The sequence below is a fragment of the uncultured Pseudoxanthomonas sp. genome (genome assembly GCF_947498795.1).
GTDB lineage: Bacteria > Pseudomonadota > Gammaproteobacteria > Xanthomonadales > Xanthomonadaceae > Pseudoxanthomonas_A.
Genome location: NZ_CANMLQ010000001.1, coordinates 166,135 through 191,722, shown reverse-complemented (window position 1 = coordinate 191,722; position 25,588 = coordinate 166,135). Strand labels below are relative to the sequence as shown.

Annotated in this window: 26 protein-coding genes and 1 tRNA gene; 10 read left to right on the top strand and 17 right to left on the bottom strand. The window is 68.3% G+C overall.

The genetic code is table 11. The annotated features are described in order from the left end of the window. Positions 1–35 precede the first annotated feature (35 nt). The 3 genes from Q0907_RS00895 to Q0907_RS00885 are packed head-to-tail and all read left to right on the top strand — an operon-like array spanning position 36 to position 4,314. Positions 36–1,436, top strand: coding sequence for an MFS transporter (locus Q0907_RS00895; RefSeq protein WP_299340578.1), 1,401 nt, complete (start codon positions 36–38; stop codon positions 1,434–1,436). Further along, a complete protein-coding gene (locus Q0907_RS00890) occupies positions 1,433–3,805 on the top strand; it encodes an NdvB protein (protein WP_299340575.1) in 2,373 nt (790 codons plus the stop codon). The genes Q0907_RS00895 and Q0907_RS00890 overlap by 4 nt, the downstream gene beginning before the upstream one ends. Continuing rightward, positions 3,802–4,314: a gluconokinase, GntK/IdnK-type gene (locus Q0907_RS00885; RefSeq protein WP_296279660.1), complete on the top strand. Its 513-nt coding sequence runs from the start codon at positions 3,802–3,804 to the stop codon at positions 4,312–4,314. Before Q0907_RS00890 ends, Q0907_RS00885 begins: the two co-directional genes overlap by 4 nt. 18 nt (positions 4,315–4,332) lie before the next feature. Here the strand turns inward: Q0907_RS00885 and Q0907_RS00880 are convergent, their stop codons facing one another. After that, positions 4,333–4,890 carry a DUF3228 family protein gene (locus Q0907_RS00880; protein ID WP_299340572.1) on the bottom strand — a complete coding sequence of 186 codons (558 nt, stop codon included), beginning with the start codon at positions 4,888–4,890 and terminating at the stop codon, positions 4,333–4,335. A gap of 152 nt (positions 4,891–5,042) precedes the next feature. Between Q0907_RS00880 and metF the strand changes: the two genes are divergently transcribed. Together metF and Q0907_RS00870 are read left to right on the top strand one after the other, a co-directional pair. Continuing rightward, positions 5,043–5,876 carry a methylenetetrahydrofolate reductase [NAD(P)H] gene (gene metF, locus Q0907_RS00875; protein ID WP_299340569.1) on the top strand — a complete coding sequence of 278 codons (834 nt, stop codon included), beginning with the start codon at positions 5,043–5,045 and terminating at the stop codon, positions 5,874–5,876. Positions 5,877–5,974: 98 nt separating this feature from the next. After that, entirely contained in the window at positions 5,975–6,568 is a 594-nt protein-coding gene (locus tag Q0907_RS00870) for a hypothetical protein (protein ID WP_299340566.1), read from the top strand. Positions 6,569–6,583: 15 nt separating this feature from the next. Here Q0907_RS00870 and Q0907_RS00865 read toward each other — a convergent pair whose 3' ends face one another. From Q0907_RS00865 to Q0907_RS00840, 6 genes are all read right to left on the bottom strand, one after another. Further along, positions 6,584–7,945, bottom strand: a complete 1,362-nt coding sequence (locus tag Q0907_RS00865) for a HAMP domain-containing sensor histidine kinase (RefSeq protein WP_299342582.1) — start codon at positions 7,943–7,945, stop codon at positions 6,584–6,586. Beyond that, entirely contained in the window at positions 7,932–8,615 is a 684-nt protein-coding gene (locus Q0907_RS00860; RefSeq protein WP_055936695.1) for a response regulator transcription factor, read from the bottom strand. The genes Q0907_RS00865 and Q0907_RS00860 overlap by 14 nt, the downstream gene beginning before the upstream one ends. Before the next feature lie 9 nt (positions 8,616–8,624). Continuing rightward, positions 8,625–9,107: a hypothetical protein gene (locus tag Q0907_RS00855; protein WP_296279652.1), complete on the bottom strand. Its 483-nt coding sequence runs from the start codon at positions 9,105–9,107 to the stop codon at positions 8,625–8,627. 297 nt (positions 9,108–9,404) lie between these two features. Then, entirely contained in the window at positions 9,405–10,286 is an 882-nt protein-coding gene (gene rimK, locus Q0907_RS00850) for a 30S ribosomal protein S6--L-glutamate ligase (RefSeq protein WP_299340563.1), read from the bottom strand. Between the two features lie 80 nt (positions 10,287–10,366). Further along, a tRNA-Gly gene (locus Q0907_RS00845) sits at positions 10,367–10,440 on the bottom strand. Between the two features lie 79 nt (positions 10,441–10,519). Continuing rightward, entirely contained in the window at positions 10,520–12,319 is a 1,800-nt protein-coding gene (locus Q0907_RS00840) for an autotransporter domain-containing protein (RefSeq protein WP_296279837.1), read from the bottom strand. Between the two features lie 177 nt (positions 12,320–12,496). Between Q0907_RS00840 and thiS the strand changes: the two genes are divergently transcribed. From thiS to Q0907_RS00815, 5 genes are all read left to right on the top strand, one after another. Further along, positions 12,497–12,697 carry a sulfur carrier protein ThiS gene (gene thiS, locus Q0907_RS00835; RefSeq protein ID WP_299340560.1) on the top strand — a complete coding sequence of 67 codons (201 nt, stop codon included), beginning with the start codon at positions 12,497–12,499 and terminating at the stop codon, positions 12,695–12,697. Between the two features lie 61 nt (positions 12,698–12,758). Continuing rightward, entirely contained in the window at positions 12,759–13,553 is a 795-nt protein-coding gene (locus Q0907_RS00830) for a thiazole synthase (RefSeq protein ID WP_296279648.1), read from the top strand. Next, a complete protein-coding gene (gene trmB / locus Q0907_RS00825) occupies positions 13,553–14,287 on the top strand; it encodes a tRNA (guanosine(46)-N7)-methyltransferase TrmB (RefSeq protein ID WP_299340557.1) in 735 nt (244 codons plus the stop codon). Before Q0907_RS00830 ends, trmB begins: the two co-directional genes overlap by 1 nt. Positions 14,288–14,425: 138 nt before the next feature. Next, entirely contained in the window at positions 14,426–16,294 is a 1,869-nt protein-coding gene (locus Q0907_RS00820; protein ID WP_299340554.1) for an SLC13 family permease, read from the top strand. After that, positions 16,291–16,683 (top strand): ACT domain-containing protein, encoded by a 393-nt coding sequence (locus Q0907_RS00815; protein WP_299340552.1) that lies wholly within the window; start codon positions 16,291–16,293, stop codon positions 16,681–16,683. Before Q0907_RS00820 ends, Q0907_RS00815 begins: the two co-directional genes overlap by 4 nt. A 7-nt stretch (positions 16,684–16,690) precedes the next feature. On the opposite strand, the gene Q0907_RS00810 is transcribed toward Q0907_RS00815, so the two are convergent. From Q0907_RS00810 to Q0907_RS00765, 10 genes are read right to left on the bottom strand one after another with little or no spacing between them, the layout of a single operon-like run. Next, positions 16,691–17,551, bottom strand: a complete 861-nt coding sequence (locus Q0907_RS00810) for a glycosyltransferase family 2 protein (RefSeq protein WP_299340549.1) — start codon at positions 17,549–17,551, stop codon at positions 16,691–16,693. Continuing rightward, positions 17,535–18,383: a glycosyltransferase gene (locus Q0907_RS00805; RefSeq protein ID WP_299340546.1), complete on the bottom strand. Its 849-nt coding sequence runs from the start codon at positions 18,381–18,383 to the stop codon at positions 17,535–17,537. The genes Q0907_RS00810 and Q0907_RS00805 overlap by 17 nt, the downstream gene beginning before the upstream one ends. After that, positions 18,380–20,587, bottom strand: coding sequence for a type II secretion system secretin GspD (gspD, locus tag Q0907_RS00800; RefSeq protein ID WP_296279637.1), 2,208 nt, complete (start codon positions 20,585–20,587; stop codon positions 18,380–18,382). The genes Q0907_RS00805 and gspD overlap by 4 nt, the downstream gene beginning before the upstream one ends. A gap of 9 nt (positions 20,588–20,596) precedes the next feature. After that, complete coding sequence (locus tag Q0907_RS00795) at positions 20,597–21,430, bottom strand: general secretion pathway protein GspN (RefSeq protein WP_299340543.1); 834 nt, start codon at positions 21,428–21,430, stop codon at positions 20,597–20,599. Then, entirely contained in the window at positions 21,420–22,040 is a 621-nt protein-coding gene (gene gspM, locus Q0907_RS00790) for a type II secretion system protein GspM (RefSeq protein ID WP_299340540.1), read from the bottom strand. The genes Q0907_RS00795 and gspM overlap by 11 nt, the downstream gene beginning before the upstream one ends. Beyond that, positions 22,021–23,160, bottom strand: a complete 1,140-nt coding sequence (locus Q0907_RS00785; RefSeq protein ID WP_299340537.1) for a PilN domain-containing protein — start codon at positions 23,158–23,160, stop codon at positions 22,021–22,023. The genes gspM and Q0907_RS00785 overlap by 20 nt, the downstream gene beginning before the upstream one ends. After that, a complete protein-coding gene (locus Q0907_RS00780) occupies positions 23,157–24,008 on the bottom strand; it encodes a type II secretion system protein GspK (RefSeq protein ID WP_299340535.1) in 852 nt (283 codons plus the stop codon). The genes Q0907_RS00785 and Q0907_RS00780 overlap by 4 nt, the downstream gene beginning before the upstream one ends. Continuing rightward, on the bottom strand, positions 24,005–24,676 hold the full coding sequence (locus Q0907_RS00775; RefSeq protein WP_299340533.1) for a prepilin-type N-terminal cleavage/methylation domain-containing protein: 672 nt from the start codon (positions 24,674–24,676) through the stop codon (positions 24,005–24,007). The genes Q0907_RS00780 and Q0907_RS00775 overlap by 4 nt, the downstream gene beginning before the upstream one ends. Beyond that, positions 24,673–25,104: a prepilin-type N-terminal cleavage/methylation domain-containing protein gene (locus tag Q0907_RS00770; RefSeq protein WP_299340531.1), complete on the bottom strand. Its 432-nt coding sequence runs from the start codon at positions 25,102–25,104 to the stop codon at positions 24,673–24,675. Before Q0907_RS00770 ends, Q0907_RS00775 begins: the two co-directional genes overlap by 4 nt. Then, a complete protein-coding gene (locus Q0907_RS00765; RefSeq protein ID WP_299340528.1) occupies positions 25,101–25,586 on the bottom strand; it encodes a GspH/FimT family protein in 486 nt (161 codons plus the stop codon). The genes Q0907_RS00770 and Q0907_RS00765 overlap by 4 nt, the downstream gene beginning before the upstream one ends. Between the last annotated feature and the right edge of the window lie 2 nt (positions 25,587–25,588).

Genomic DNA, 25,588 nt, shown 5'->3' with positions numbered 1-25,588 from the left:
GCCTGCGGCGCAATGACCCAGCACCGGGAGTGGACATGCAACGCGACCAGGGGAGCGGCGGCACCGCGCACCCCGCCGACAAGGCACTACCCTCGACGGAACCCCGGTTGGGCGAAAAGATCGGCTACGGCGTCGGCGACTTCGGCTTCAACCTTTATTGGGCGAACATTTCCGCGTTCCTGCTCATCTTCTATACCGACGTGATGGGCCTGGCCGCTGCGGCCGTCGGCACCATGATGCTGGTCACCAAGATCGTGGATGCCGTCACCGACCCGCTGATGGGCGCGCTGGCGGATCGCACCCGCAGCCGCTTCGGCCGCTTCCGTCCGTACCTGCTGTACGGCGCGTTGCCGCTGGCGTTCACCGGTGTGCTGACGTGGACCGTGCCCGACCTCGGCCAGGGCGCGAAACTGGTGTGGGCCTATGCCACCTTCACGCTGATGATGCTGGCCTACACCTTGGTGAGCATCCCCTATTCCGCGCTGTCGGGCGTGATCACCGGCGACAGCCAGCAGCGCACGCAGCTGATCAGCTTTCGCTTCATCGCCGCGTTCGCTGGGACGATGGCGGTCAACTGGCTGACGCTGGACCTGGTGCGCTGGCTGGGACGTGGCGACGACGTGCTGGGCTGGCAACTGACGCTCTCGCTGTACGGCGTGATCGCCACGGCGGCCTTCGTCACCGTAGCGCTGTCCACGCGCGAACGCGTGTCGCCGCCGCCGCAACAGGCCAGCGACGTCCGCCAGGATATCGTCGACCTGCTGCACAACCGGCCGTGGATGGTGCTGTTCGCGCTCGCGCTGATCATCATGGTGACCATCGTGATGCGTGGTGGTTCATTGGCCTACTACCTGAAGTACCACCTGGGTCGGCCTGACCTGACCGGTCTGTTCCTGGGTGCGTACGCGCTCGCCCTCGCCGTGGGCGCCGGGCTGACGCCGCTGATGACGCGCTACGTGGATAAGCGGCGACTGATGGCGGGGTTGATGGCGGGCGTCGGCGTGGTGAGCTGCGCGATGTTCTTCATCCCGCCAGAGTCCGTGTGGTGGATGTTCGCCCTCAACCTGCTGGTGGGACTGATGCTGGGACCGAAATCGCCGCTGGCGTTCTCCATGTACGCCGACTGCGCCGACTACACCGAATGGAAGACAGGACGCCGCGCCACCGCGATGACCTTCGCGGCTGCGACGTTCTCGCAGAAGCTCGGCGGCGCACTGGCGTCGGCGACGATCGCGTGGATCCTGGCCGGCATGGGCTACGTGGCCAACGCCGCCCAGTCGGATGCGTCGCGGCTCGGCATCGTGCTGCTGCTGACGGCAATTCCGGGGGGCGTCGCCCTGCTCGCGGCGGGGGTGATGCGGTTCTATCCGCTGGATGACGCCACGCTGGCGCAGGTGCAGGCCGAGCTGCGATCGCGCCGCGAGGCGGCGGCATGACGGAGGCACCTTACGGCTTCGAGGAAAACGGCCGCCGCTTCGTCCTCGCCAGCCCCACCGCCATGCCCGCGGCATCGACCTTCCTGTGGAACCGGCGGATGCTGCTGCAGCTTAACTGCCGCGGCTTCGCCACCGCGCAGTTCATGCAGCCGGAACCGGCCAAGTACGCACATGCGCCGACGCTGGAAGCCAGGAGCTTCATGCAGCCGGAGCAGCCGTACTACGCGCACCATCCGGGACGCTTCTGCTACGTGAAGGACGAGGACGATGGCGGCCTGTTCTCCGTGCCGCACGAACCCGTGCGCCGTGCACCGGATTCGTTCGTCTTCTCCGTCGGCCTCGACGACGTGGCGTGGCGCGTGCAGTGCGCGGGCATCGACGTGGAGATGTGCGTCGTGTTGCCGGTCGACGACGTGGCCGAACTGTGGACGCTGCGCGTGCGCAACCGGTCCGGCCGGCGGCGACGGCTTAGCCTGTACCCGTATTTCCCGGTCGGCTACATGTCGTGGATGAACCAGTCCGGACGCTATCGCTCCGACCTGGGCGCCATCGTCTGCGACAGCGTCGCGCCATACCAGAAAGTCGAGGACTATTTCCGCCAGCGCGATTTCAAGGACCGTACCGTGCTCCTGCACGCGCGCGCGCCGGACGCCTGGGAAGCGAACCAGGCGACATTCGAGGGTGAAGGCGGGCTGCATGCCCCGAAGGGCATCGTGGACGGCGAGCACTTGGGCGGTGGCGAGGCAGCGTACGAGATGCCGACGGCGGTGCTGCAATACCGCGTGACGCTCGACGACGACGACGTTCAGGAGTTCCGCTTCGTGTTCGCGCCCGCACGCGATGACGACGAGATCCGCCAGCTGCGCGCGCGACATCTTTCACCGGACGGGTTCACCGAAGCCCGGCGCGCAAGCACTGCGTACATCGGGGCCGGCGCGGGCTGCCTGCGCATCGAAACGCCGGATCCGTGGCTGGATGCGTTCGCCAACCACTGGCTGCCGCGGCAGGTGTACTACCACGGCGACGTCAACCGCCTGACCACCGATCCGCAGACGCGCAACTACCTGCAGGACCACATGGGCATGGGCTTCCTGCGGCCCGAGGTGGCGCGGGCGGCGTTCCTGCATGCGCTGTCGCAACAGGAGCCGTCCGGCGCGATGCCCGATGGCATCCTGCTGTCCGAAGGTGCAGAACTGAAATACATCAACCAGATCCCGCATACCGACCATTGCGTATGGCTGCCGATCTGCCTGCGCGCGTATCTGGACGAGACGGGCGACGATACGATCCTCGACGAACTGGTCACTGCCCGCGAGGGCGATGCCGCTCCGGTCGCCGATCGCATCGATCGCGCCATGCGCTGGCTGCTGAAGGCACGCGATGCGCGCGGCCTGAGCTACATCGCGCAGGGCGACTGGTGCGATCCGATGAACATGGTCGGCTGGCGCGGGCGCGGTGTGTCCGGATGGCTGACGCTGGCCAGCGCCTACGCCCTGAAGGAATGGGCGGCGGTCTGCGCACGCCGCGGCGATGACGCGCTCGCCGACGAATTCCACGCGGGCGCGGATGCCTGCAACGCGGCGATGAACGCGCACCTGTGGGATGGCGACTGGTATGGCCGCGGCATCACCGACGACGACGTCCCCTTCGGCATCGCCGCCGACACGGAAGGCCGCATCTTCCTCAATCCGCAGAGCTGGGCCCTGCTCAGCGGTGCGCCGGATGACGACAAGCGCACGCGCATGCTCGCGGCGGTCGATGCGCACCTGGTCTCGCCCTACGGCGTGGCGATGTACGACCCGCCTTACACGCGCATGCGCGAGGACGTGGGACGGGTGACGCAGAAGTTCCCCGGCACCGCCGAGAACGGGGCGGTCTACAACCATGCCGCGGCGTTCTATCTCTACAGCCTGTACCAGGCCGGGGACGCGGACCGTGCCTGGCATGTGCTGCGCGCGATGCTGCCGTCGCCCGCACCGGAGGATTGCCTGCAGCGCGGCCAGCTGCCGGTGTTCGTGCCCAATTACTACCGTGGCGCATGGCGCCTGCACCCGCGTACGGCGGGCCGTTCCAGCCAGTTGTTCAACACGGGCACGGCGGCGTGGATGTATCGCTGTCTGGTGGAGCACCTGTTCGGCCTGCGCGGCGAGGGCGATGCGTTGAGGATCGCGCCGCAGCTGCCCTCGCATTGGCCGTCGGCACGCGCAGCGCGTCGTTTCCGGGGTGCCTGGTTCGATGTCGCCATGGAACGCGTTGCGGGTGTCGCGACGACGCGGGTCGCCGTGGATGGCGCGTGGCTGGAAGATTCCCTGCTGCACGGCATCGAGGCCGGCCGCACCTACCAGGTGCGCATCGAGCTCCCGGCATGAGCGGCCACGTCCACGTCGTCGTGGTCATGGGCGTGTCGGGCAGTGGCAAGACCACGCTCGCACGTGCACTGGCAGGCGCATGGCAGGCGACATTCCTGGATGCTGACGATTTCCACGGCACGGCAGCGAAGGCGCGCATGGCCAGTGGCCACCCGCTGACCGACCGGATGCGCGCCCCGTGGGTACGCCGCATCGCCACCGACCTGCGGCAACGCGCGGCATCGGGCGAGCGCGTCGTGTTGGCCTTTTCGGGCCTGCGTCGGCGCCACCGCGAGGCGTTGCGCGCGACCGGCGTGCCGATGCGTTTCCTGTTCCTGGCGGGCGACGCGGCCCTGATCGCCGCACGTCTGCATGATCGCCAGGGCCACTACATGCCGGCCTCGCTGCTGGACAGCCAGTTCGCCACCCTCGAAGTTCCGACGGACGAAGCGGACGTTGTACGGATCGACGTGGCCCGGGCGCCCGCCGCCCAGTTGCGCTGCGCCCTGTCCGCGCTGGCGTCGCGCTGAGCGGCAACCCGGCGCGGACTACGGGCGCCAGTTGGCGTTGAGCTCCCAGAACGCGACGCTGCGCCGGTATGCCTCGCGGTTGATCGGCACGCCCGAACCGCCTTCCTCCACGCCCAGCGCATTGCGCATCATCGTGATGGGCGCCATCGGAATTTCTTCGGGCGCCTGCGTGTACAGGCATCCGACGATGCCCCAGTCGCCTTCGATCGGCGCCCGCTCGTGCGCCAACTGCGCCGCGCTGTACAGGATGACGACCAGGTAGTCCGCCACCGGCGGCTCGACGCCTTCGAACCAGCGCACCAGCACCGGCAGTTCCTTCGAGGACCGCGCTTCGTAGCCTGATCGCAACAGGGACCGGTTGTCGTCGGTGATCGGTACGGTCAGGCACCGTGTCGACGTCCAGTTGCGATGCACGTGCAGTCGGCAGAACGGCGCATAGCCCGCCAGCACCGCCACCGGCGGCTCCGTGTTCAAACGCTGCTCGAAGGCCTGAGGCGTGCAGTCCTGGATGGCGTTGCGACGCGGCTCGGTCGGGAACAACCGGGTGCGGGCGAAGGGAGTGAGGACGATGGTCATGCGGCAGCCAGTGACGGAAGGCCGACAGCGTACCCGCCCCCGCGCCAACACATCTGGCCGAATTCCCGTCACGAAGGACGGGACGCCACCAGCCATACACATTCATCCGGATGAAGAGATACAATGCGCTCTCGACCCGAACGGCGCCGTCCATGCCCTCCATCAGCTTCGAGTTCTACCCTCCCAAGACCGATGAGCAGCGCGCGCAGCTCGATCGCACCGCGGACAGGCTGAAGGCGTACAAGCCCGAATACGTGTCGTGCACGTTCGGTGCAGGCGGGTCCACGCTGAGCTATACCTCGGAGACGGTCCGCCACCTCCATCAGCATCATCGCTTCGATGCAGCGCCGCATCTGTCGTGCGTCGGCGGCAGCCGCGAGGAAATCCGTGAACTGCTGCGCCTGTACCGCGCCCTCGGGTGCAAGCGTATCGTCGCGCTGCGCGGCGATCTGCCCTCCGGCATGGGCCATCCGGGCGACCTGCGCTATGCCTCGGAGTTGATCGACTTCATCCGCGCCGAGCAAGGCGACACGTTCCACATCGAAGTCGGCGCCTATCCCGAGACGCACCCTCAGGCCGAGGACGCGCTGACCGACCTGCGCCACTTCAAGGCCAAGGTCGATGCCGGCGCCAACGGCGCAATCACGCAGTACTTCTACAACCCGGATGCCTACTTCCACTTCGTCGACGCGGTGCGCAAGCTCGGCGTCGAGATCCCGATCATTCCGGGCATCATGCCGATCTCGAACTTTTCGCAGCTCCGCCGCTTCTCCGAAGCCTGCGGCGCCGAAATTCCCCGCTGGATAGGCAAGCGAATGCAGGCGCTGGGCGACGATGCCGAGGCGATCCGCGACTTCGGCGCGGACGTCGTGGCCAACCTGTGCGAACGACTGGTCGCCGGGGGAGCGCCGTCGCTGCACTTCTACACGCTCAACCTAGCCAAGCCGACGCAGACCGTCCTGTCGAGGCTCGGCTGGTCCGCCTGACGCTCTCCACAGCGGGCATCCGACCGGCAGGTGAACAACCCCTCATTCCGTGCGCACGTCCCATGACCGCGGCGCGCATGCCGGATTAGGCTGGCGACATGCGGACCCTCTTTCTCCTCGCCCTCGCCGGCCTCCTCGTGTGTCCCGGTGCCGGGTCGCCCACCGCCCGGGCGCAACAGCAGGGCGTCCAACGCTGCACGACGATGTCCGGCGAGACGGTCTACACCGACAAGCGCTGCGAGGACGTGGGCGCGATGGACCGTCTGCCTTCCACGACGACGACCGCCGCCACCGGCGCGCTTTACCGCGGCGGCTGTTCGCGCACGCTCAGCGACCTGGTGATGCAGGTGTCGTCGGCGATCCAGGCAGGCGACGTGAACAGGCTCGCGGGGGTCTACCACTGGGCCGGCACGTCGGATGCGGGTGCCCTGCGCATCCTCGACCGGCTCGACGTGGTGGTCCAACGCCCGCTGGTCGATATCGTGCCGGTCCGTCCCGCGCCGGCCCCGATACTGGATGCGGAAGGCTCCGTCGTCGACGCTAACCAGGACGGCTATTACCCGCAGACCGCAACGCAACGGCAACGGCCGACGGGACTGCGCGTCGTGCAGACGCTGAAGAACAGCGCCACGCCGGCCGACACCACGTTCGGCCTGCGCCGCGCCTACAACTGCTTCTGGATCACGCTCTGACAGCAGTCGGTGGGGTCAGGGGAGCGACCGTGATGCGTCGCCCGACTCGCGATCGGGTGAAAATCGCAGCGTGGCGATCACGCCCTTCTGCTCGCCCGGGCGCACGCCTACCTGCCATCCGTACAGCGCGCACAGGCGGCTGACGATGGACAGTCCGATGCCGCCCCCTTGCGAATGGCCCGCATGCGTGCCGCGGTAGCCACGCTCGAACAGGCGCGCGGCGTCTTCCTTGCTGAGCCCCGGGCCCGAATCCACGACTTCGACCGCATCAGGCAGCAGGCGCACGACCACCTCGCCTTCCTTCGTGTACTTGACGGCATTGCCGATCAGATTGCCGAGTGCCACCGACAGCGCGGCTTCCGGCGAATCGACCGTTGCCCCCCCTTCGCCTTCGACGCGCAGGATCAGCGGCTTGCCGCCCAGCGTGGCGCGATGCGCATCGAGCAACTGGTCGACCACGCGCGCGACGTCCGTGTTGCCGTGGCCACGCTCGTTGCGGGACAGCAGCAGCAGTGCACTGATCAGGTCCGTGCACTGCTGCTCGGCACGCTGGATGCGCTGGATGCGCGTGCGCGTCTTCTCGTCCATGTCCGGCCGCGACAGCATCAGCTCCACCGAGCCGCGGATGATGGCCAGCGGCGTGCGCAGCTCGTGGCTGACGTCGGCGTTGAACTCGCGGTCGCGCTGGACGACTTCGGTGAGGCGACCGGAGTAATCATCCAGTGCCCTCGCGAGTTCACCAACCTCGTCCTGCGGAAAGTGCGGCGCCAGCGGCCTCGGATTGCTACTGCCGCGATACGCACGCAGTCGTGCGGCGAGTTCGGACACCGGACTCATGACCCGGGAAGCGGACCACCACCCGACCACCAGCGAAAACACAGTGAACACAAGGATCGAGCCGTAAACCGCGCGCTTGAACTGCACTTCAGCGCGCGCCGTCTGCCCCATGTCATAAGCAAGGAAGAACCAGATCTGCGGCGTTTTCCTTACTCCCAGCTTGAAGGGATACGCCTTTCCGTCATCGCCTATGTCGGTAATGTTATGGATGCCGTCAGGCAATGCATACCACTCCGGCTTTGCAAGCCTGAGGCTTTCAAACTTGTCGGGAAGGTAGTAATACGCCTTCACCTGCTCGAACGGCGCACCGATCACCTGACCTTCGCTTTGCGCGAACCGCCGCCAAGATTCATCCAGATTGCGGTTCATCACGTCTTCGACCAATTGGTTCTCGACGCGCTGACGCGCAACAATCGTTGCATACGCGAACAGCACCGTCAGGCCAAAACCCAACAGGACGAACGACAGGATGATGCGGGTGCGCAGCCGCCGCCGGAAGCGGCGGTGGCGGCGGGGTTTCGACGACTCAGCTGCTGGCATCGGGCGCGGCGATGCGGTATCCGATGCCATGGCGCGTCTGGATGTAGGGCGAGTCGAACGGCTTGTCGACCACGGCGCGCAGGCCGTGGATGTGCACGCGCAGCGAGTCCGAATCCGGCAATTCCTCGCCCCAGACGCGCGTTTCCAGTTCCTGGCGCGTCACCACGGCGGGCGACGCCTCCATCAGGGCCTGCAGGATCTTGAGCGCCGTGGGATTGAGCTGCAGCAGCTTGCCTTGGCGACGGACTTCCAGCGTGTCCAGGTTGTATTCCAGCTCGCCCACCTCCAGCACCCGCGTCTGTACGCCCTTGCCGCGACGGGACAGCGCGTTGAGGCGCACCTCCACTTCCTGCAACGCGAACGGCTTGATCAGGTAATCGTCGGCGCCGGAATCGAAACCGGCCAGCTTGTTGTCCAGCGAATCGCGTGCGGTCAGCATCAGCACCGGCGTCTGCTTGCGCGCTTCGTTGCGCAGCTTGCGGCAGACTTCCAGCCCGTCCATGCCGGGCAGGTTGAGGTCGAGGACGATCGCATCGAACTCGTGCACCACGGCAAGGTGCAGGCCGGTCACACCGTCGGCGGCGAAGTCGACGGTGTGTCCGCGCTCCTCCAGGTAATCGCCGAGGTTGGCGGCGATGTCGCTGTTGTCTTCAATGACGAGAATACGCATCAGGACGCCTTAGTTGTTGCCGCGCAGGATGACCCGGTTGCTCTTGAGCAGGGTGTTCTGGTCGTTTTCCCGGATACGGCGACGTTCCGCGACGGTCTGGCACTGCGTCGTGGGACGATGCGAGCCGACCACCTTCTCCCGCGTGCACACCAGACGGCTGTCCTCACCGGCGCGCGTGAGGATGCTGTTGACCAGTTCCTGGTCGTTGAATACGCGGGCTTTCTGTTCTTCGCTGAGGCCCTGCACGCCACTCGTCGCCTCCAACGCGCCGGAGATCCGGTTCAGCGCATCCTTGACGTCGCTGCGCTCCTTCTGGCTGATCTCGGAATAGACCTTGCCACCATCGAGGTCCTTGATGATGGCCAGTCGCTGTTCCTCGAACGATCCGTTGATATTCACCTTGGCCGGGGCGCCGTCGTTGCCGGCGTCGATCTTGGCGTGTGCGGTGAGAGCGGCCAGTGCCAGCAGGGAGCCGAGTACCACCTTGTACATTCAACACCTCGTTCGTCAGGTTGAAGGATCTGCCCCGCCCAGCAGAGTTCGGGCATGGGAATAATCCGGATTCTGCCATAGCGCGTGGCGACAGCCGCGTGCAAAAAAACAAGGCCCAGGCGGGTGGTCGCCCGCCTGGGCCAAACTAATGCCCCGATTACCGTAATCCTGTGCTTTCCAGATGCAAAGACCGGGAGGAACGCAGAGCTGCGGTCCGGCCAAGGCTACGCGGCCTTCGATTAAACGACCGTTAAAGAGTGCGTTAATTCCACGTGAAAAAGACACAGCCGCGTCGGGTCAGCCCTGTTCAGCCTGCCTCGCGAGGTGCTCCACGATCCTCCCGGCGACGTCCACGCCGCAGACGGATTCGATGCCCTCGAGCCCCGGCGTCGAGTTGACCTCCAGGACCAGGGGACCCCGCTGGGCACGGATCAGGTCCACGCCCGCCACGCCCAGCCCCAGTACCTTCGCGGCCCGGATCGCCACGGCACGCTCCTTATCGGATGCCACCGCATGCAGGGCGGTCCCGCCGCGATGCAGGTTGGAACGGAAATCGCCCTCCGGCGCCTGCCGGCGCATCGACGCCACCACCTCGTCGCCCACGACGAAGCAACGCAGGTCGGCACCGTCGGCTTCAGCGATGAATTCCTGCACCACGAAGCTGGCGTACAGACCGCGGAGGGCCTCGACCACGCTGCGGGAAGCCGAAGGCTTTTCGGTCAGCATCACGCCGGCGCCCTGCGCGCCCTCGTTCAACTTGATCACATGCGGTGGCGGACCCAGCATCGACAGCAGGTCGCTGGTGTCGTCGGGGTTGTCGCCGAAGACGGTGACCGGCAGGTCGATGCACTGAGCGGCCAGCAACTGGTGCGCGCGCAGCTTGTCGCGCGCGCGCAGGATGGCATCGGAGGGATTCGGGCTGTACGTGCCCATCAGCTCGAACTGGCGCAGCACGGCCGTGCCATAGCGCGTGATGGAAGCGCCGATGCGCGGAATCACCGCGTCGTAGCCCGCCAGCGAACGGCCCTTGTAGTGCAACTGGAAACCGGTCGATGCAATGCGCATGTAACAGCGCAGCGGGTCCAGCACGCGGACCGTGTGGCCGCGCTGGCGCGCGGCCTCGACCAGGCGGCGCGTCGAGTACAACTTGCCGTTGCGCGACAGGATGGCGAGCTTCATGGGGAATCGTTCACGGGGGGTCGGGCACAGCATGCCATGCCCGCTGCATGGGCCGATGACAGGAAGGGGGTGTCGCGGACTGGAGCGGGTGATGGGAATCGAACCCACGCTAGCAGCTTGGGAAGCTGCAGTTCTACCATTGAACTACACCCGCACGATGGCGCGAGTCTATGCCGCGACGGGCGGCAAGGCAATGCGGCGCCGGCGGTCCGGCGCCGCATCGCACGGCAATATCAGAAGCTGCCGCTCAGGGTCATGAACGCGGTGGCGTTGGCGCCACCACCCTGGTTGACGGTGGTATTCACGCCGAGGTTCGCGTCCAGTCCGAACAGCTGCGTGCGCGCGCCGAGCAGCAGCGTGCCGTAGCTGTCGTCCTGGGTCAGGCCGGGCACGGCATAGGGGGCCGTGCCGGGCATGGACAGCGACTGCGCGAAGACTTCGTCGGCCGGGTCTTCGAACTCCTTGTCGATCGTGAGGCGGGCGTACGGCGCCAGGTGATCGTTGATCGCGTAGCTCACCTGCCAGCCGGCGCTGCCGATCAGCGAATCGAAGTCCTGGTCCGGATAGGCCAGCGCCGTCGAGTTGACGTTGCTCTCGCTGTAACCGTCCATCTCGATGGTCTGCGATACCACGCTCACCACCGGGCCGTGGCGGAAGGCGCCGTCGCCGAATTCGTAGCCGGCGCTTGCGCCGACCGTCAGGTTGGTGCCATCCGGCGAACCGCTGTGCCGGCGCGTCACGCCGCCCAGCTGCACTTCGCGGTCGATGTCGTAGGACAGCCAGCTGTAGCTGACCTGCGCGTTCGCCCACAGCTGGTCGCCATACCAGCCGGCGAACCCGCCGAGCGTGGCGTCGCTTTCGTCGAAACTGCCGCGGCGCAGGCCGAAGTCGTACTTCGCGCGTCCGTAGCCGGCAAAGGCGCCATAGACCCACGAACCCTGCGACCAGTCGACGCCGAAGGTGCCCATGGGGCCCGCGCCGTCGTACAGGTTGCCGTCGTCATAACGCAGGAAGTCGCCCCGCACGTCGCCCCACCAGCGCATGCCGTCCGCCTCGGGCTTGCCCGCAACGTGCGAGGCCACCCGATCAGCGCGGGCACGGCCATGCACCGACGCGGTGTACGGCAGCAGCGCGATCTGGCGCGGACCTTCGAGCATCGCCACCGCATACTGCGACAGGATGTCGTGGGCCTTCGACGACGGATGCACGCCATCAGCGAACGCATACACGTCCGCTGCATTCGGCGTGGCGTAGTTGAGCGGACTGCAGGTGACCGACGACGCGGTGATCTGCGGATTGCAGGCGGTGCCGGTGACGTTGCCGAAGCCGTACTCCGCGGGGCTGGCGACGATCTCGCGCAGCAGCGTGAAGGTATCCAGCGGGATCACCCGCAGGCCGGCGGTGTTGATGGCGCCGAACAACGCCGTGTTGTAGGTGGTGGCCAGCTGCGTGCCGGCGGCCGCATTCGTGGGTCCCTGGGCGCGGAACGAGGGCGTCACGCCCAGGTCCGGCACCGTCGGCACCAGGATGTAGCGCGCGCCCGCATTCTGCAGTTGCCCGATGATGCCGACCTGCGCGGTGACGGCGCCACCGATGGTCGCGGTGGGGTTGGCGCCGGCGACCACGGCGAACAGGTCGTTCGCGCCCCCCCAGACGGTGTACAGGGCGTTCGGATCGGCGCGGCCACCGCTCGCGGACAGATAGGTGTTCAGCTGGGTGGTCATCGACGGAATCGCGCCGAGGGCGCCGGAGGTGTTGGTCCCCACGCGCGCACCGCCGACGGCGTAGTTCGTGCCCCCCTGGTTGGCGCTGGCGGCACCCGTGCCGTAGTACTCGGCCAGATACTCGGACCACACCAGGCCGGGGTTGGTGGTGAAGCGACCGAGGATGGCGGCGGAAGGGCCACCGATCTGTACCAGCGCCGGACGGAAATGGCCGGAGTCGGTCAGGCTGTCACCGAAAAAGATCGTCTGCGAGTACGGGCTGTCCGCCGCCAGGGCGGGGGCCGCCGCCACGGCCAGCGCCACGGCCAGCAGGGAACGGACAGGCGAAAGGGAACGCTTCATGGAATCTCCGGGGCAAGAAAGGATGGTCGGGACTGCGTGCCGGCTCTGCCGTACGGCTGCGCATGGCGCGCATCGTTCCACCAAGGCCGCGCCTGCACACGCTGCAATGCGGCATGCGCGCCGGCCTTCGGCGACAATGGCGGCATGGACATCCAGTTGAACGGGCAGCCGCAGGCGCTGCCGGACCAGAGCACCATCGCCTCCCTGCTGGTGCTGCAGGGGCTGGCCGAGCGACGCGTGGCCATCGAGGTCAACGGCGAGATCATCCCGCGCGGACAGCACGCGCAACACGTGCTGCGCGCCGGCGACCGCGTCGAGATCGTGCACGCGCTCGGCGGCGGCTGACGGCCTCGGCCTGCCGCACCCCGGGGGGACGCGCCGAGGCTTCATGGGCGATAATCGCCGCATGTCCAACACCGCCCCCCATGACCCGCTGGTGATCGCGGGCAAGTCCTACCGTTCCCGCCTGCTGACCGGCACCGGCAAGTTCAAGGATTTCGAGGAAACCCGCCTGGCCACCGAGGCTGCGGGCGCCGAGATCGTCACCGTCGCCATCCGCCGCACGAACCTGGGCCAGTCGCCCAACGAGCCCAACCTGCTCGACGTGCTGCCGCCGGACCGCTACACCATTCTTCCCAACACCGCCGGCTGCTACACCGCCGACGATGCCGTGCGCACCTGCCGGCTGGCGCGCGAGCTGCTCGACGGCCACACCCTGGTGAAGCTGGAAGTGCTGGGCGACCAGAAGACCCTGTATCCCGACGTGGTGCAGACGCTGGCCGCCGCAGAGAAGCTGGTGGCGGACGGATTCCAGGTGATGGTCTACACCAGCGACGACCCGATCCTCGCCCGCCGCCTCGAAGAGATCGGTTGCGTGGCGGTCATGCCGCTGGCCGCGCCGATCGGCTCCGGCCTGGGCGTGCAGAACAAGTACAACCTGCTGGAAATCATCGAGAACGCGAAAGTCCCCGTGCTGGTCGATGCCGGCGTCGGCACCGCCTCCGATGCCGCCATCGCGATGGAACTCGGCTGCGACGGCGTGCTGATGAATACCGCCATCGCCGGCGCGAAACACCCCGTGCTGATGGCGAGCGCGATGAAGAAAGCGGTGGAAGCCGGCCGCGAAGCCTTCCTGGCGGGCCGCATCCCGCGCAAGCGCAACGCGTCCGCCTCCAGCCCGATCGACGGACTGATCGGCTGATGACCGATCCGTTTTCCAGTCCCGGCGCCAAGACCCCTCCCAAGCCGTTCACGATCAGCGACGGACGGCGCGAAATCCGCAGTTTCGTGTTGCGCCAGGGCCGCTTCACCGAGGCACAGCAGCGCGCCTTCGATACCCAATGGCCGCGCTTCGGGCTGGACTACACCGGCGCGCCGCGCGACTACGACGCGGTGTTCGGCCGCACCGCACCGCGCGTGCTGGAAATCGGCTTCGGCAACGGCGAGGCGCTCCGTTTCGCCGCGGCGAACGACAAGGACCGTGACTACCTCGGCCTGGAAGTGCATGCCCCCGGCGTCGGTCGCCTGCTCAACGCGCTGGCCGAGGACGGCAGCGACCACGTGCGCGTCTACCACCACGATGCGGTGGAAGTGCTGCAGCACGAAGTCGCCGACGGATCGCTGGATGAAGTGCGCATCTACTTCCCGGATCCGTGGCACAAGAAGCGTCACAACAAGCGCCGCCTGGTGCAACCCGAATTCGCGGCACTGATCGCGCGCAAGCTGCGTCCGGGCGGCCGGCTGCATTGCGCCACCGACTGGGAGGCCTATGCCGAGCACATGTGGGACGTGCTGGATGCGACGCCCGGCCTGCGCAACCGGGCAGGTCCGCGCGGCAGCGTGCCGCGTCCGGACTGGCGCCCGCAGACGCATTTCGAGACACGCGGCCAGAAGCTCGGACACGGGGTGTGGGATCTTGTCTATGACCGGGATTAGGGATTCGGGATTCGGGATCTGCAGGAGCGTGCACTCCTGCCCCGCGCGACCACCGCGCGATGGCCTGCGTCCGCATGGCTGCGTGGCTCGGCCGACCCGTCAATCCCGAATCCCGAATCCCGCATCCCGGCCGTTCTGATGGACAACGCGCTGACGCTGACCAACGACATGAAGCTCGTCCTCGGGCTGGTCGGCTTCACGATGGCGATGTTCCTGTTCGAGCGCATCCGCGCGGACCTGGTAGCGCTGGTGGTGCTGGTGGTGCTAGGCATCACCGGGCTGATCGCCCCGGAGGAAATCTTCGGCGGCTTCTCCGGCAACGCGGTGATGAGCATCATCGCCACCATGATCCTGGGCGCCGGCCTGGACCGTACCGGCGCGCTGAACCGGCTGGCCTCGTGGCTGCTGCGGCGCGGCCACGGCATCGAGCAGAGACTGCTGCTGATGACCACGGCCATCGCCAGCCTCAACTCGTCCTTCATGCAGAACCCGTCGGTGATGGCGCTGTTCATGCCCGTCGCCTCGCGATTGTCGTCGCGCACCGGCCTGTCGATGCAGCGGTTGCTGCTGCCGATCGCGGCCGCGATTGTCATGGGCGGCGCGTTCACCATGGTCGGCAACTCGCCGCTGATCCTGCTCAACGACCTGCTGGTCTCCGCCAACAACAACCTGCCCTCCGGCATGGCCACGCTGGAGCCGCTGCGCATGTTCGCGCCGTGGCCGATCGGGCTGACGCTGGTGATCGCGTCGCTCCTGTACTTCCGGTACGTCGGCGACCGGAAGCTCAAGGACGACACCCAGGACAGCGATGGCGTGGTCACGCCCGCGCGCACTGAGAGTTACTTCGCCAACACCTACGGGATCGAGGGCGACGTGTTCGAGCTGGTCGTCAGCGCCGAGAGCCCGCTCGTCGGCATGTCGCTCGGCGAGGCGGAAGCCCTGCACGATGCGCCGCTGATGTTGGCGCTGCAGACCGGCAACGACACCCGTCTTGCCCCGCCCGCGGACATGCGCATCTGGGTGGGCAGCGTGCTGGGCGTGATGGGTGCGCGGCAGGAGATCAGCGACTTCGCGCAGAACCAGTTCCTGCGCATGTCCTCGCGCCTGCGCCACTTCGGCGACCTGTTCAATCCCAGCCGCGCGGGCATTTCCGAAGCCGTGGTGCCGCCGACGTCGAAGTTCATCGGCAAGACCGCGCGCGAGCTGCGCCTGCGCAAGCAGAATAGCATCAGCCTGCTGGCGATCAACCGCGACAAGAAGGTCATCCGCGAGAACGTGCGCGAGGAGAAGTTGCGCGCCGGCGACATGCTGGTCTTCCACAGCATCTGGCAGGACCTCGGCCTGGCGGCGGAAAGCCGCGACTTCGTGGTGGTGACGGACTACCCGAAGGGCGAACAGCGCCCGCACAAGTTCAAGATCGCGATGACCATCTTCGCCATCACCATCATCATCGCGCTGACGTCGAAGCTGCCGGTCGCGCTGACCCTGATGACCGGCGTGGCGGGCATGCTGCTGACCGGCGTGCTGCGCATGGACGAAGCCTACGGCGCGATCAACTGGAAGACGGTGTTCCTGATGGCCGGCCTGATTCCGCTCGGCTGGGCGATGGACAGCAGCGGTGCGGCCGCGTGGGTGGCAGGGCATACCGTGGAACGGTTGCCGGAAGGCATTCCCATCTGGGTGCTGGAGATCGCCGTCGCGCTGCTCACGACCGCGTTCTCGCTGGTCATCAGCCATGTCGGTGCGACCATCGTGATGGTGCCGATGGCGATCAACCTGGCACTGGCGGCGGGCGGCAATCCAACCGCGTTCGCGCTGATCGTGGCGCTGTCCGCGTCGAACAACCTGATGACCGCGTCCAACCCGGTGATCTCGATGATCGTCGGCCCCGCCAACTACACCTCGCGCCAGCTGTGGCGCGTCGGCGGCCCGCTGTCCCTGATCTATACCCTGGTGGTGGTGCTGGCCGTCAACGCGCTGTTCTGGTGGAACGGACACGCCGAGTGAACCCGCCCTCGCTGACGCTGGTGCTGCTGCCCGACCGCTACGCCGTCGCGCAACTGCCCGCCGACGCCACGCTACCTGGGTGGTGGCCCACTCACGGCATGCGCCATGCCGGCTGGACCGACGACGAACTGTCGCTGGTCTGCGAAGAAACATGCGTCCCCGACGATGTCCGCTGCCAGCGCAGCTGGCGCATGTTCAAGCTGCAGGGGCCCTTCGACTTCGCGCTGACCGGCATCCTGAAGGCCGTGCTGGATCCCCTGGCGGCTGCCGGCGTGGGCATCTTCGCCATCTCCACGTTCGATACCGATTACGTGCTCGTGCAGGACCACCAACTGGACATCACCCTGCAGGCGTTGCGCGAGCACGGACACAACGTGTCGGGCGACTAGCTTCGCGTCAACGACGACGCAGCAGGATCCGCGCCAGCACCGCGCCGAAATGCAGCCAGATCGCGGCGAACACGCCGAGCTGCGTGACCGGACCCTGTTGCGCGGCCTCGAATTTCCGGAAGTAGCGCCACAGGCCCCGATGCTTGTGCCATTCCACGAATACCGGGCGGGCGCGACTCGACACGCCGCGGATATGCAGCACGCGGATATCGTTGGCGACGGCGACCAGGGCGCCCGCCGCACGCGCGCGCCGGCAGAGATCCATGTCCTCGGCGTGCAGGCGGTAGCCTTCGTCGAAGCCGCCGATCCTGTCGAACAGCGCGCGCGGCATCAGCATCAGTGCGCCGGAGATGATGTCGACCGGCTGCAATGGGGTCGCCTCGTCGACGGCCACTCCCAGCCGCGACGCCGCACCGGGCGAGCGCAACATGGCGGCGAAGACCGGATCGCGACGGCGCGCGGCGGCATCGCGCATGCCGTCCTCGTCGACCAGGTCCACGCCCAGCAGCATCCTGTCCGCCGCCGCATCGGCCGCGTGTGCGCACAACCGCGCCAACGTGTCGGCTTCCACCATCAGGTCGGGGTTCACGAACGCAAGCCAGCATGCCTGCGTATCGCGCGCGCCCTGGTTGCATCCCACCGCGAACCCCGGATTGTCAGGATTGGCAATGAAGCGCACGCGCGCATCTTGCAAGGCATGCCGCTGCACGATCTCCATCGTGTCGTCGGTGGACGCGTTATCGACCACGCGGATCTCGTGCACGCCATGCGCCACGCGCAGGCGCATCAGGCAGTCGTCGATGCTGGACGCGCTTTCGTGCGTCACCACCACCGCGGCGATGCCGGACGCGTCAACCGAAGAGGTCACGCTGGCGCTCCGGCGATCCTGCTTCCGCATACAACACATGCAACCGTTCGCGCGGTACGCGCAGCGGATCCTCCATCAGGAACGTCGCCAGCCTGGGCGTGAACGTGGGCCAGCGTGCATTCAAGGCGTCCATGTCGCCGTCGGCAGGGCCGCCTTCGCCGCCACGCGCGACGAACGCGGTCTCGCACAGCACGTTGCGCCACCCCAGGCCGGCGAGCCGCAGCGACAGGTCGACCAGCGCGGCATACCAAGAGCCATAGCTCGCCGCGTCCAGTCCGCCGACCCGCTTGCGCGCACTGCCGCGCAACGCGACGGCGTGCGCGACGGCGGCGGGCAGCTCGGGATGCAGCGGCGACATCGCGGCACAGGCGTGCGCCGTGCGTTCGACATCGGCGGGTGGCGGGCTCACTTCGCCCAGGCGTGGCCACGCGGCGGCTTCGCCGGCATTGCACCAGGGGGTGGCGGTGGCGATGGCGGCGTCGCGTGCGAAGCAGGCGGCCAGCTGTTGCAGCCAGCCGGGCAAGGGCTGCGCGTCGGGCGCGAGCACCACCACGTCCGCGTCGCCGCACGCGGCGAGCATCTGGTCCACGTGCGCGACCTCGCCGAGCATGCGCGGACGGCGGGTGTAATCGGCCTGAAGGCGCGTGCGGGCGAGCCAGCGCTCGATGATGGCGAGGCCACGGGGTCCGGCCTGCGCGTCGTCGGCCAGCCACAGGCGCGTGCCGGCGGGCGTGCCGGCGTCCAGCGCCCCGAGGCAGGCGTCGAGCGCATCGTCGTCGCTGCCGATCGGCAACAGGACGATGGGCAGGGGCGATGCGGCCGGCGGCGTCACTTGGAGCGCGGCGTGTGCAGGGGTTCCAGCGCGCGGAAGCGCTTGCCGTACTCGTCGGTCAGGTCGTTGGCTTCCTGCGGGTTGCGGACGATGGTCGGCGTCAACAGCACGATGACTTCGCTGCGGTCGCTGCTGCTGGTCTGCCGGCCGAACAGGCCACCGATCACCGGCAGGCGGCTCAGCCCCGGGAATCCTCGCGAGCCCTTGGTCGCGCCATCGCTGATCAGGCCGGCCAGCATCACGGTGTTGCCTGCCTCGACCGCGACTTCGGTCTTGAAGCGCCGCGTGTTGATGCGCACGTTGCCGTTGTCGTCCGGCACGTCGCCCGGCGTGCTGACTTCCTGCACGATGTCGAGGAAGACGATGCCGTCCTTCGTCACCCGCGGCCGCACCTTCAGGATGATGCCGGTATCCAGGTACTGCACCTGGCTATAGGTGTTGTCGGTGCCCAGCCCCGGATTGACGGTGACCGAGGAAATCGGGATGCGGCTGCCCACGTTGAGGGTGGCTTCGACGTTGTTGCGCGCGAAGATCGACGGCGTCTGCAGCAGGCGGACGTCGGTGACCTCGTCGAGCGCCGAGATGATCGCCGCGGCGTTGCGGCCGAGGAAGGTCCAGCTGGCACCGGGATTCACGCCGCCGACCGTGCTGCCCGCGATGTTCCCGGCAAGCTGGCTCCAGGTGGTGCGTCCGACGGCGTCGGGCAGGCCCGCGTCCGTGACCGCGCGCTCGAAGTACCAGTTCACGCCATAACTGAGGTCGCCGGTCAGCGACACTTCCGCGATCTGCGCTTCGATGTGCACCTGCATCGGCATCACGTCGAGCTTCTCGACCACTTCGCGGATCGACTGCCAGGCACTCGCACTGGCGCGCACGAGCAGCGTGTTGGTTTCTTCCACGGCGGCCACGCCGACGCGGTTGCCGTCGACTTCCAGCGTCACGGCGCCGTTGCCGTTGTCGCGCTGGTTGAGCGAGAGCGACCCGCTGCCGAGCCCGCCCCCGGCACTCCCGCTGCTGCCACTGCTGCCGCCGAAATCGACGCTGCCGCCATTGCTGTTCATGCCGCCATCGTTGATCTGCACGGGATCGGTGCCCGGCATCAGCGAGGTGTTTCCGGCGCCACCGGTCGACCGGCTGTCGCCGCTGCTTCCGCCGCCGGAGGAGCCGAACACTTCCGCCAGCCGCTGCGCGAGTTCGCGCGCCTTGACGTACTTCAGTTCGTACGAAAACAGCCGGCTGCCTTCGCCCGCGCCGTCGATGCGCTCCAGCCATTGCTGGATCTGGTCCAGGTACGCCGGCTGCGGCGTGATGACGAGCACGGCGTTGGCGCCCTCCAGCGGCATGAAACGGAACATGCCGGCGCTGGGCGTCTTGCTGTCGTTGCCGAACACCTTCTCCAGGTCGGCGACCACCCGCGTAGCGCGGCCCGACTGCAGCGGGAACACGCCCACCGACATGCCGGACAGCCAGTCGACATCGAAGATCTCGACGGTGCGCAGGTAGTTTTCCAGTTCGGTGCGCGTGCCCGCCAGAGTGATGACATTGCGGGTGCCGTCGACATTGACGATGGCGTTGGGCCGCGCGTACGGCTCCAGCACCTTCTTCATTTCACTGGCCGAGATGAAGCGCAGCGGCACCACGCGCACCTCGTAGCCGCGTGCATTGGAGGCAGGCCCGGTGCGCGGCGCCACGCTGCCGGCCAGTGCCTGGTCGGCCGGGATGATGTTGTAGCGCCCGCCGCTGTAGACCAGGCGCGCGTTGTTCCAGCCCAACACCATTTCCAGCAGGTTGAGGGCTTCGGCCGGCGATACCGGCTTCGGCGTGCCCAGCGTCACGGTGCCCTGCACGCCCGGCGCGATCACGTAATTCTGTCCCAGCATGTCGCCGAGGATCGCCTTCACCACGGCATGGACGGACTCGCCCTCGAAATTGAACGTGGCCGATCCACTGCTGGCGCCGCCCAGCGACGGCAACGGTGCACTCGCCGCACTGCGGTTGATCATCTGCCCGTTGCCGCGCCGGATCTGCGCCTGCGGCCCGGTCACCGGCGCGTCGCCTTCCTTCAGCGGCGTGGTCTGCGCGGTGCCCGCGACGACCTCCCCTGTCCCTGGCGCGGTCGTGCGACGCACATCGGGCGACGGCGCGCTGGCACAGCCGGCCAGCAGGCCCAGACAAAGGGAAAACAGGATCACACGTAACGTCATGCCGGCACTCTACTGTGTCTTGCCGGGCGTTGCCGGCGGCGTGGTGGGTTGCGCCTGCTGCTGCCGCAACTGCGCGCGGCGCTGCTCGATGCGCTGGCGGATGGCGTCCATCTGCTGGTCCGTCGTCTGGACGGGCACGGACGGCGCCGTCGACGAGGGCGATGGGCTGGCGGCAGGGGCCGGAGTCGGCATCTGCGCCGGACCTGGCGGCGATGCCACCGTGGGCATGGCGGCGGGTGCGCTGTTGCCGCCGGTCGTGCGTCCGCCCGGCGCAGCAGGTGGAACGACGGTCGCGGCGGGCGGCACGGCGGCAGGTACACCTGCGACCGGCGAAGGCGGTTGTCCTCCCACACCGTCGAAGACACGCAACGCCATCTCGCGACGGCCTTCCGGACCCTCGAAGACGGCGCGGCGCGGATCGAGTTCGACCAGCCGCCACCCCGGGAAGCCGGCCGGCGAATCGCCCACCTTCACCCGCAGGCCCTCGCCGCCCTGCGCGGGCTGCACGATGGCCAGCTCCAGCGCGGGCGTGATCAGCACGCTGGTCAATACCAGGTCGAAGGCTGGCGCCGCGGCTTCCTCGCCGGAGAGGAAGAACGGCTTCGGACGGCGATCCTCCGAAAACAGGGGCCGCTCGCCGACGCCTGCATACTGGTCCAGCGCGCCCAGTCGTTCGGGCGGGCTCGCCGGCAGGCGCGGCAACGCCTGCACCATGCCCGGATCGGCAGGCAGGGGCGTGATGCGGCTGCCCAGCCCGAACAGGGCCATCAGCGCGGCCACCACCGCCCACCCCGCCACGACGGCGAGGATCCACGTGCGCACCCCCCAGCTGTCAGCGCGCACCGGACGGCTCCTGGGTCAGTACCGGCGAGGGCTTGAGGTAACCGTACAGGTCGAAGTTCACGTCCAGGCCGCCGGCGCCGCTTTCGCTGGCCTGGTAGGCGTACCGCTGCGCGAGGATGTTGAGGTTCTCCACGAACAGGCGCGGGCTGCCGGATTCGAGCTGGTGCAGGACCGATGCCAGTTCCGGCGCGCCGCAGCGCAGGCGCACCTGCACGACCACGCGCGGATAGATTTCGCGTCCCGCGACCGCCAGCGGCGACTGGTTGGCGATGGCGCAGCTGCGGTTGCCGGGGCTGGCTTGCCTGACGACGGTTTCCAGCCGCTGCACCAGGCCCGCGGTCGCCAGCTCGACCGTCGCTTCCGGAAGGAAGCCCGGGCGCTGCGCCTGCTGCGCGAGCGCGGCGGCGAGTTCGCGCTGCACCTGCGGTGCCTGCTGCAGCTGGGTACGGATGCGAAGTTCGCGCTCGCGCAGCTCATCCACGCGCGCGCCTACTTCCTGCATCGGCACCGTCCACCAGGGATGCACTAGCACCGCATAGCCCAGCAACAGCGCTGCCAACAGCAGCGCCAGCGCGAGCCAGCGATCGCGGTCAGTCACGGCCAGCGGCATCTGCGCCTCCTTGCGTCGCGGCAGCCGGGTCCTGTTTGCCCAGCAGCTCGGCCGTCATCGTGAAGCGGTCCATGCGCGTGCGCGGATCCGGCTGCAGCGCGCCACTCAGTGCAGGATTGCGCCACAACGGCGAGCCTTGCAGGCGCGCGACCAGTCCCGAGGCTTCCGGGCTGAAACCGATCAGCGTCAGCCGGTCGCCTTCGATGGCGAGTTTTTCCAGATAGGTGTTGTCGGGAAGACGCTGCGTGACCTCATCCATCACTTCCAGCGCTGTCGGCCGGCGCGCACTGGTCTGGTTGAGCGTGGTGGTGCCGGCGACGAGGTCGACGAGTTGCTGCCGCTGCGCCGCCACCTGCCGCGCCGCATCGGCCCGGCTGTCCACCCGCGCGGCGAAGGCGTCGGCGGCAGCGCGCCGGTTGTCCAGGACGGCCCAGGCAGCGAACACCACGGCGATGACGGCTACCGACGCCAGCACGGCATGCAGGCCGCGGCGCGGCGCCTGGCGCGCAACGCGCGATGCCTCGGGCAGCAGGTTCACGCCCAGCGGCGCACCGCCCGCGTCTTCCACGTCCGCGCCGGCCAGACCCTGCGAGAGTGCGCCCAGCCGCGACAGGCCATCGACGAAGGCCGCCTTCTGCACGGCCGCCAGTTCCACATCGAGTTGTGCATCCTCACGCACCCCCACCACGCGCGCGTCGAAGCACGCATCGTTGGCGGTGAACGGGGTTTGCCGGTCGAGCTCGAACGTCAGCACGTCGCGCAGGCGGTCCGCCGCCGCGGCCGGCAGCAACAGGCGCCGACGCAGTGCCATCCCCGCCGGCACCAGCCACCAGCGCGGCAGTTCGGCCAGCCGGCTGCCGAGCAGCGCACGCAGGTCGTCAGGGCTCACCGTGGCCGGCAAGCGTGCGAGCGGATGCCGCTGCGTGCCCTCCAGCCAGCTCATTTCGATCTCGTCGTCCTGACGCTGGAACAGCAGGCGGTCGCCCGTCAGCCCCAGCACCACGCGCCAGCGCGCGGGCAACCAGGTCGCCAACGCCTGTCCCCACCACGCGAAGAAGCTGCGTGGCCCGGGACCGAGCCGTGCCCGGAACCGCTGCAAGGTGTCGCGTACGCCGCTCATTGTGGTGACGCTCCCTCCTCCCAGCGCAACAAGGTATAGGCCGAACCCGGCACCGGGCTGGCCCCCGCGCGCACCACTGTCCGCACCGACGCTTCGCGGCCATCGGCCAGCCGCGCACGGCTCTCGATACTATACGTGCCGCTGCCGGCGCCGACGAGTTGCGGGCCGCCGGTGACGCCGGTCGCATTGCGTTGCGCCAGCCATGCCGCCGCATCCACGCCCATGGCCTGCAGCACAGGCCCCGGCGCGTACGTCGCGTCCGGCTGCGCGCGGCCCGAATACAGCGTCAGGAATGGCGCGAGGCGCGCGTACAGGTCCGGCGTCATGCCCAGGACCTGCTCGACTTCCGCAACCGTGTCGAACGGCGCGTCCTTGGCACCGTACTCGCGCTCCGCCGCCGCGTAGTCGCTGTCCTCGGCCCCGCCCACCGGCTGGGTGAGGTTGTCGGCATCGCGCCAGTCGACGATCGCCGCCGCGAGCGCATCGCTGGCGTCCGCAGGTTCTCCGAGCGCCTGCATCAGCCGCGACAGCAGCGGCACGTCGGCCTGGTTGAGATCAACCTTGCCGGTCTCATCGACGATGCGCACCTGGACCTGCTGGCCATCGAACGTCCACGCGTAAGGGCGGCCATTGGGTTGCCAGTGGGTTTCCGGATTGCGGTCGGCCACCCGCACGAGCGCGTACTCGATGCCGGCGCGCGCGACCTCCTGTGCGATCGCGCCGCGGCTGCCGACCCGACCCTGCAACGCCTCCATCCGCGCCGTCAGCGCATACGCACCGACCAGCGCGGTGAGCAGGGCCACCAGCCACAGCACCAGCAACAGCGCGGCACCGTGCATGCGCTTCATGGCAGTACCGTATTCGTGCCGCCGGGCAACAGCCCGCCACCAGCGCCGCCCTCGCTGCGCGCAAGGGTCACGACAAGGTCTGGCCAGCGCCCGCCGGCCATCGCGACCATTTCCACCTTCACCTGCAGCGGCAGCATCTCGGAAGTCTCCCAGCGGTCCTGCCAGGGACCGAGGCGATTGTCCGCATCCAGGCCGCGATACCGGAAGCGCACCGAACGCAGCCCATCGGCCAGCCGCTCCGCCCGCTGTCCGCGCGCGGCGAGATCGACGTCCTCCAGCGACGCGTCCGGACGGGCGACGGCGAAGGCCACCTGCAGGCGACCTTCCTCGTCCGCGACCAGGTCGTGCACGTAAGGGCCGCCATACCCTAGATAGTCCGGCAGGTCCGCCACGAAGCGCATGCGCTGCGGCGTGCCGATGAAGCGCGCCTGGCGCAGCGTGCCCCGGTCCGTCGCGAACACGATGGGCTGCGCCGATGCCAGTCGCGCGCGCAGGTAGCCATGTACCGCGCGCATGCGCTCGCTCGCCTGCGCCATGTCCTCGCCGCGCGTGACCACCGCGGTGGAGGAGCGCAGCGTCGCGAACGCCAGCGCCAGTCCTGCCGCCAGCAGCACCAGCGCGAGCAGCACTTCGATCAGGGTGAAGCCCTGCGTGCGCGCGCGCATCATGGCGACACGGCCTGGTTGACGTCGCGCGGTGCCAATCGCAGCGTGCGCCATTGCATCGCCTGTGCCCGCTCGTCGCCCCAGCGAACGACCAGGCGTACATCGAGGAGTTGCGGCGCGCCCGGATCGAGCTGTGCCCGCGCCGCCAACGGATCGGCGAACGGCGCGATGTCGAGCTGCCAGCGATAACGATCGCCTTCGAAGCTGCCCTCCTGCCGTCCCGGTTGCAGGACATCGCCCGCCCCCAGCTGCGCCAGCAGGGATTGCGCGTGCAGCGTCGCGCGACTGCTGTCCGCCGATTCGCGCACCTGCCGGCTCGCTCCGGAGAGCGACCCCAGCAGCAGGCTCAGCGCCAGCGCCAGCAGCGCGAAGGCGACGATGACTTCGAGCAGGGTGAAGCCACGCTGATGGCGGCGGTTGGGCGGCGTCATGGCGCGCGCACCTCGTCGCGCAGCAGGCGCGTCTCGCCGGTCAGCCAGGCCACGTCGATGCTCCACGCGGCCGTCCCGGCGGCCAGCGTGATGCGGCCACCGGTGGAACCTCCGTCGGGGAAGAACAGGATCGCGCCCTCGCCCGCCCGCTCCTGTGCCTCGCGCACGCCGGTGAAGCGGACCGCCAGGGCGCGATCGATGTCGCCACGCCGGTCACCGGCCGCCTCCCACGCATGCGCGCGCGGATCGATTCGGAAACGCTGCGGCTGCCCGGTCGCGATCGCACGCGCCCGCGTGTAGCGCAGCTGCGCAGCGACTTCCTTGGATTCCGAGCGCAACCGCATGCCGTCCATGCCGCCGGTGAAGGCCATCGCCGCGAGGATGCCCGCCGCCGCGATCAGCGCCAGGACCAGCAGCGTCTCGAGCAGGGTGAAGCCGGCCACGTGCGGCCGCGCCGCGGCAGGCCTGCGGGCCGGAGGCATGG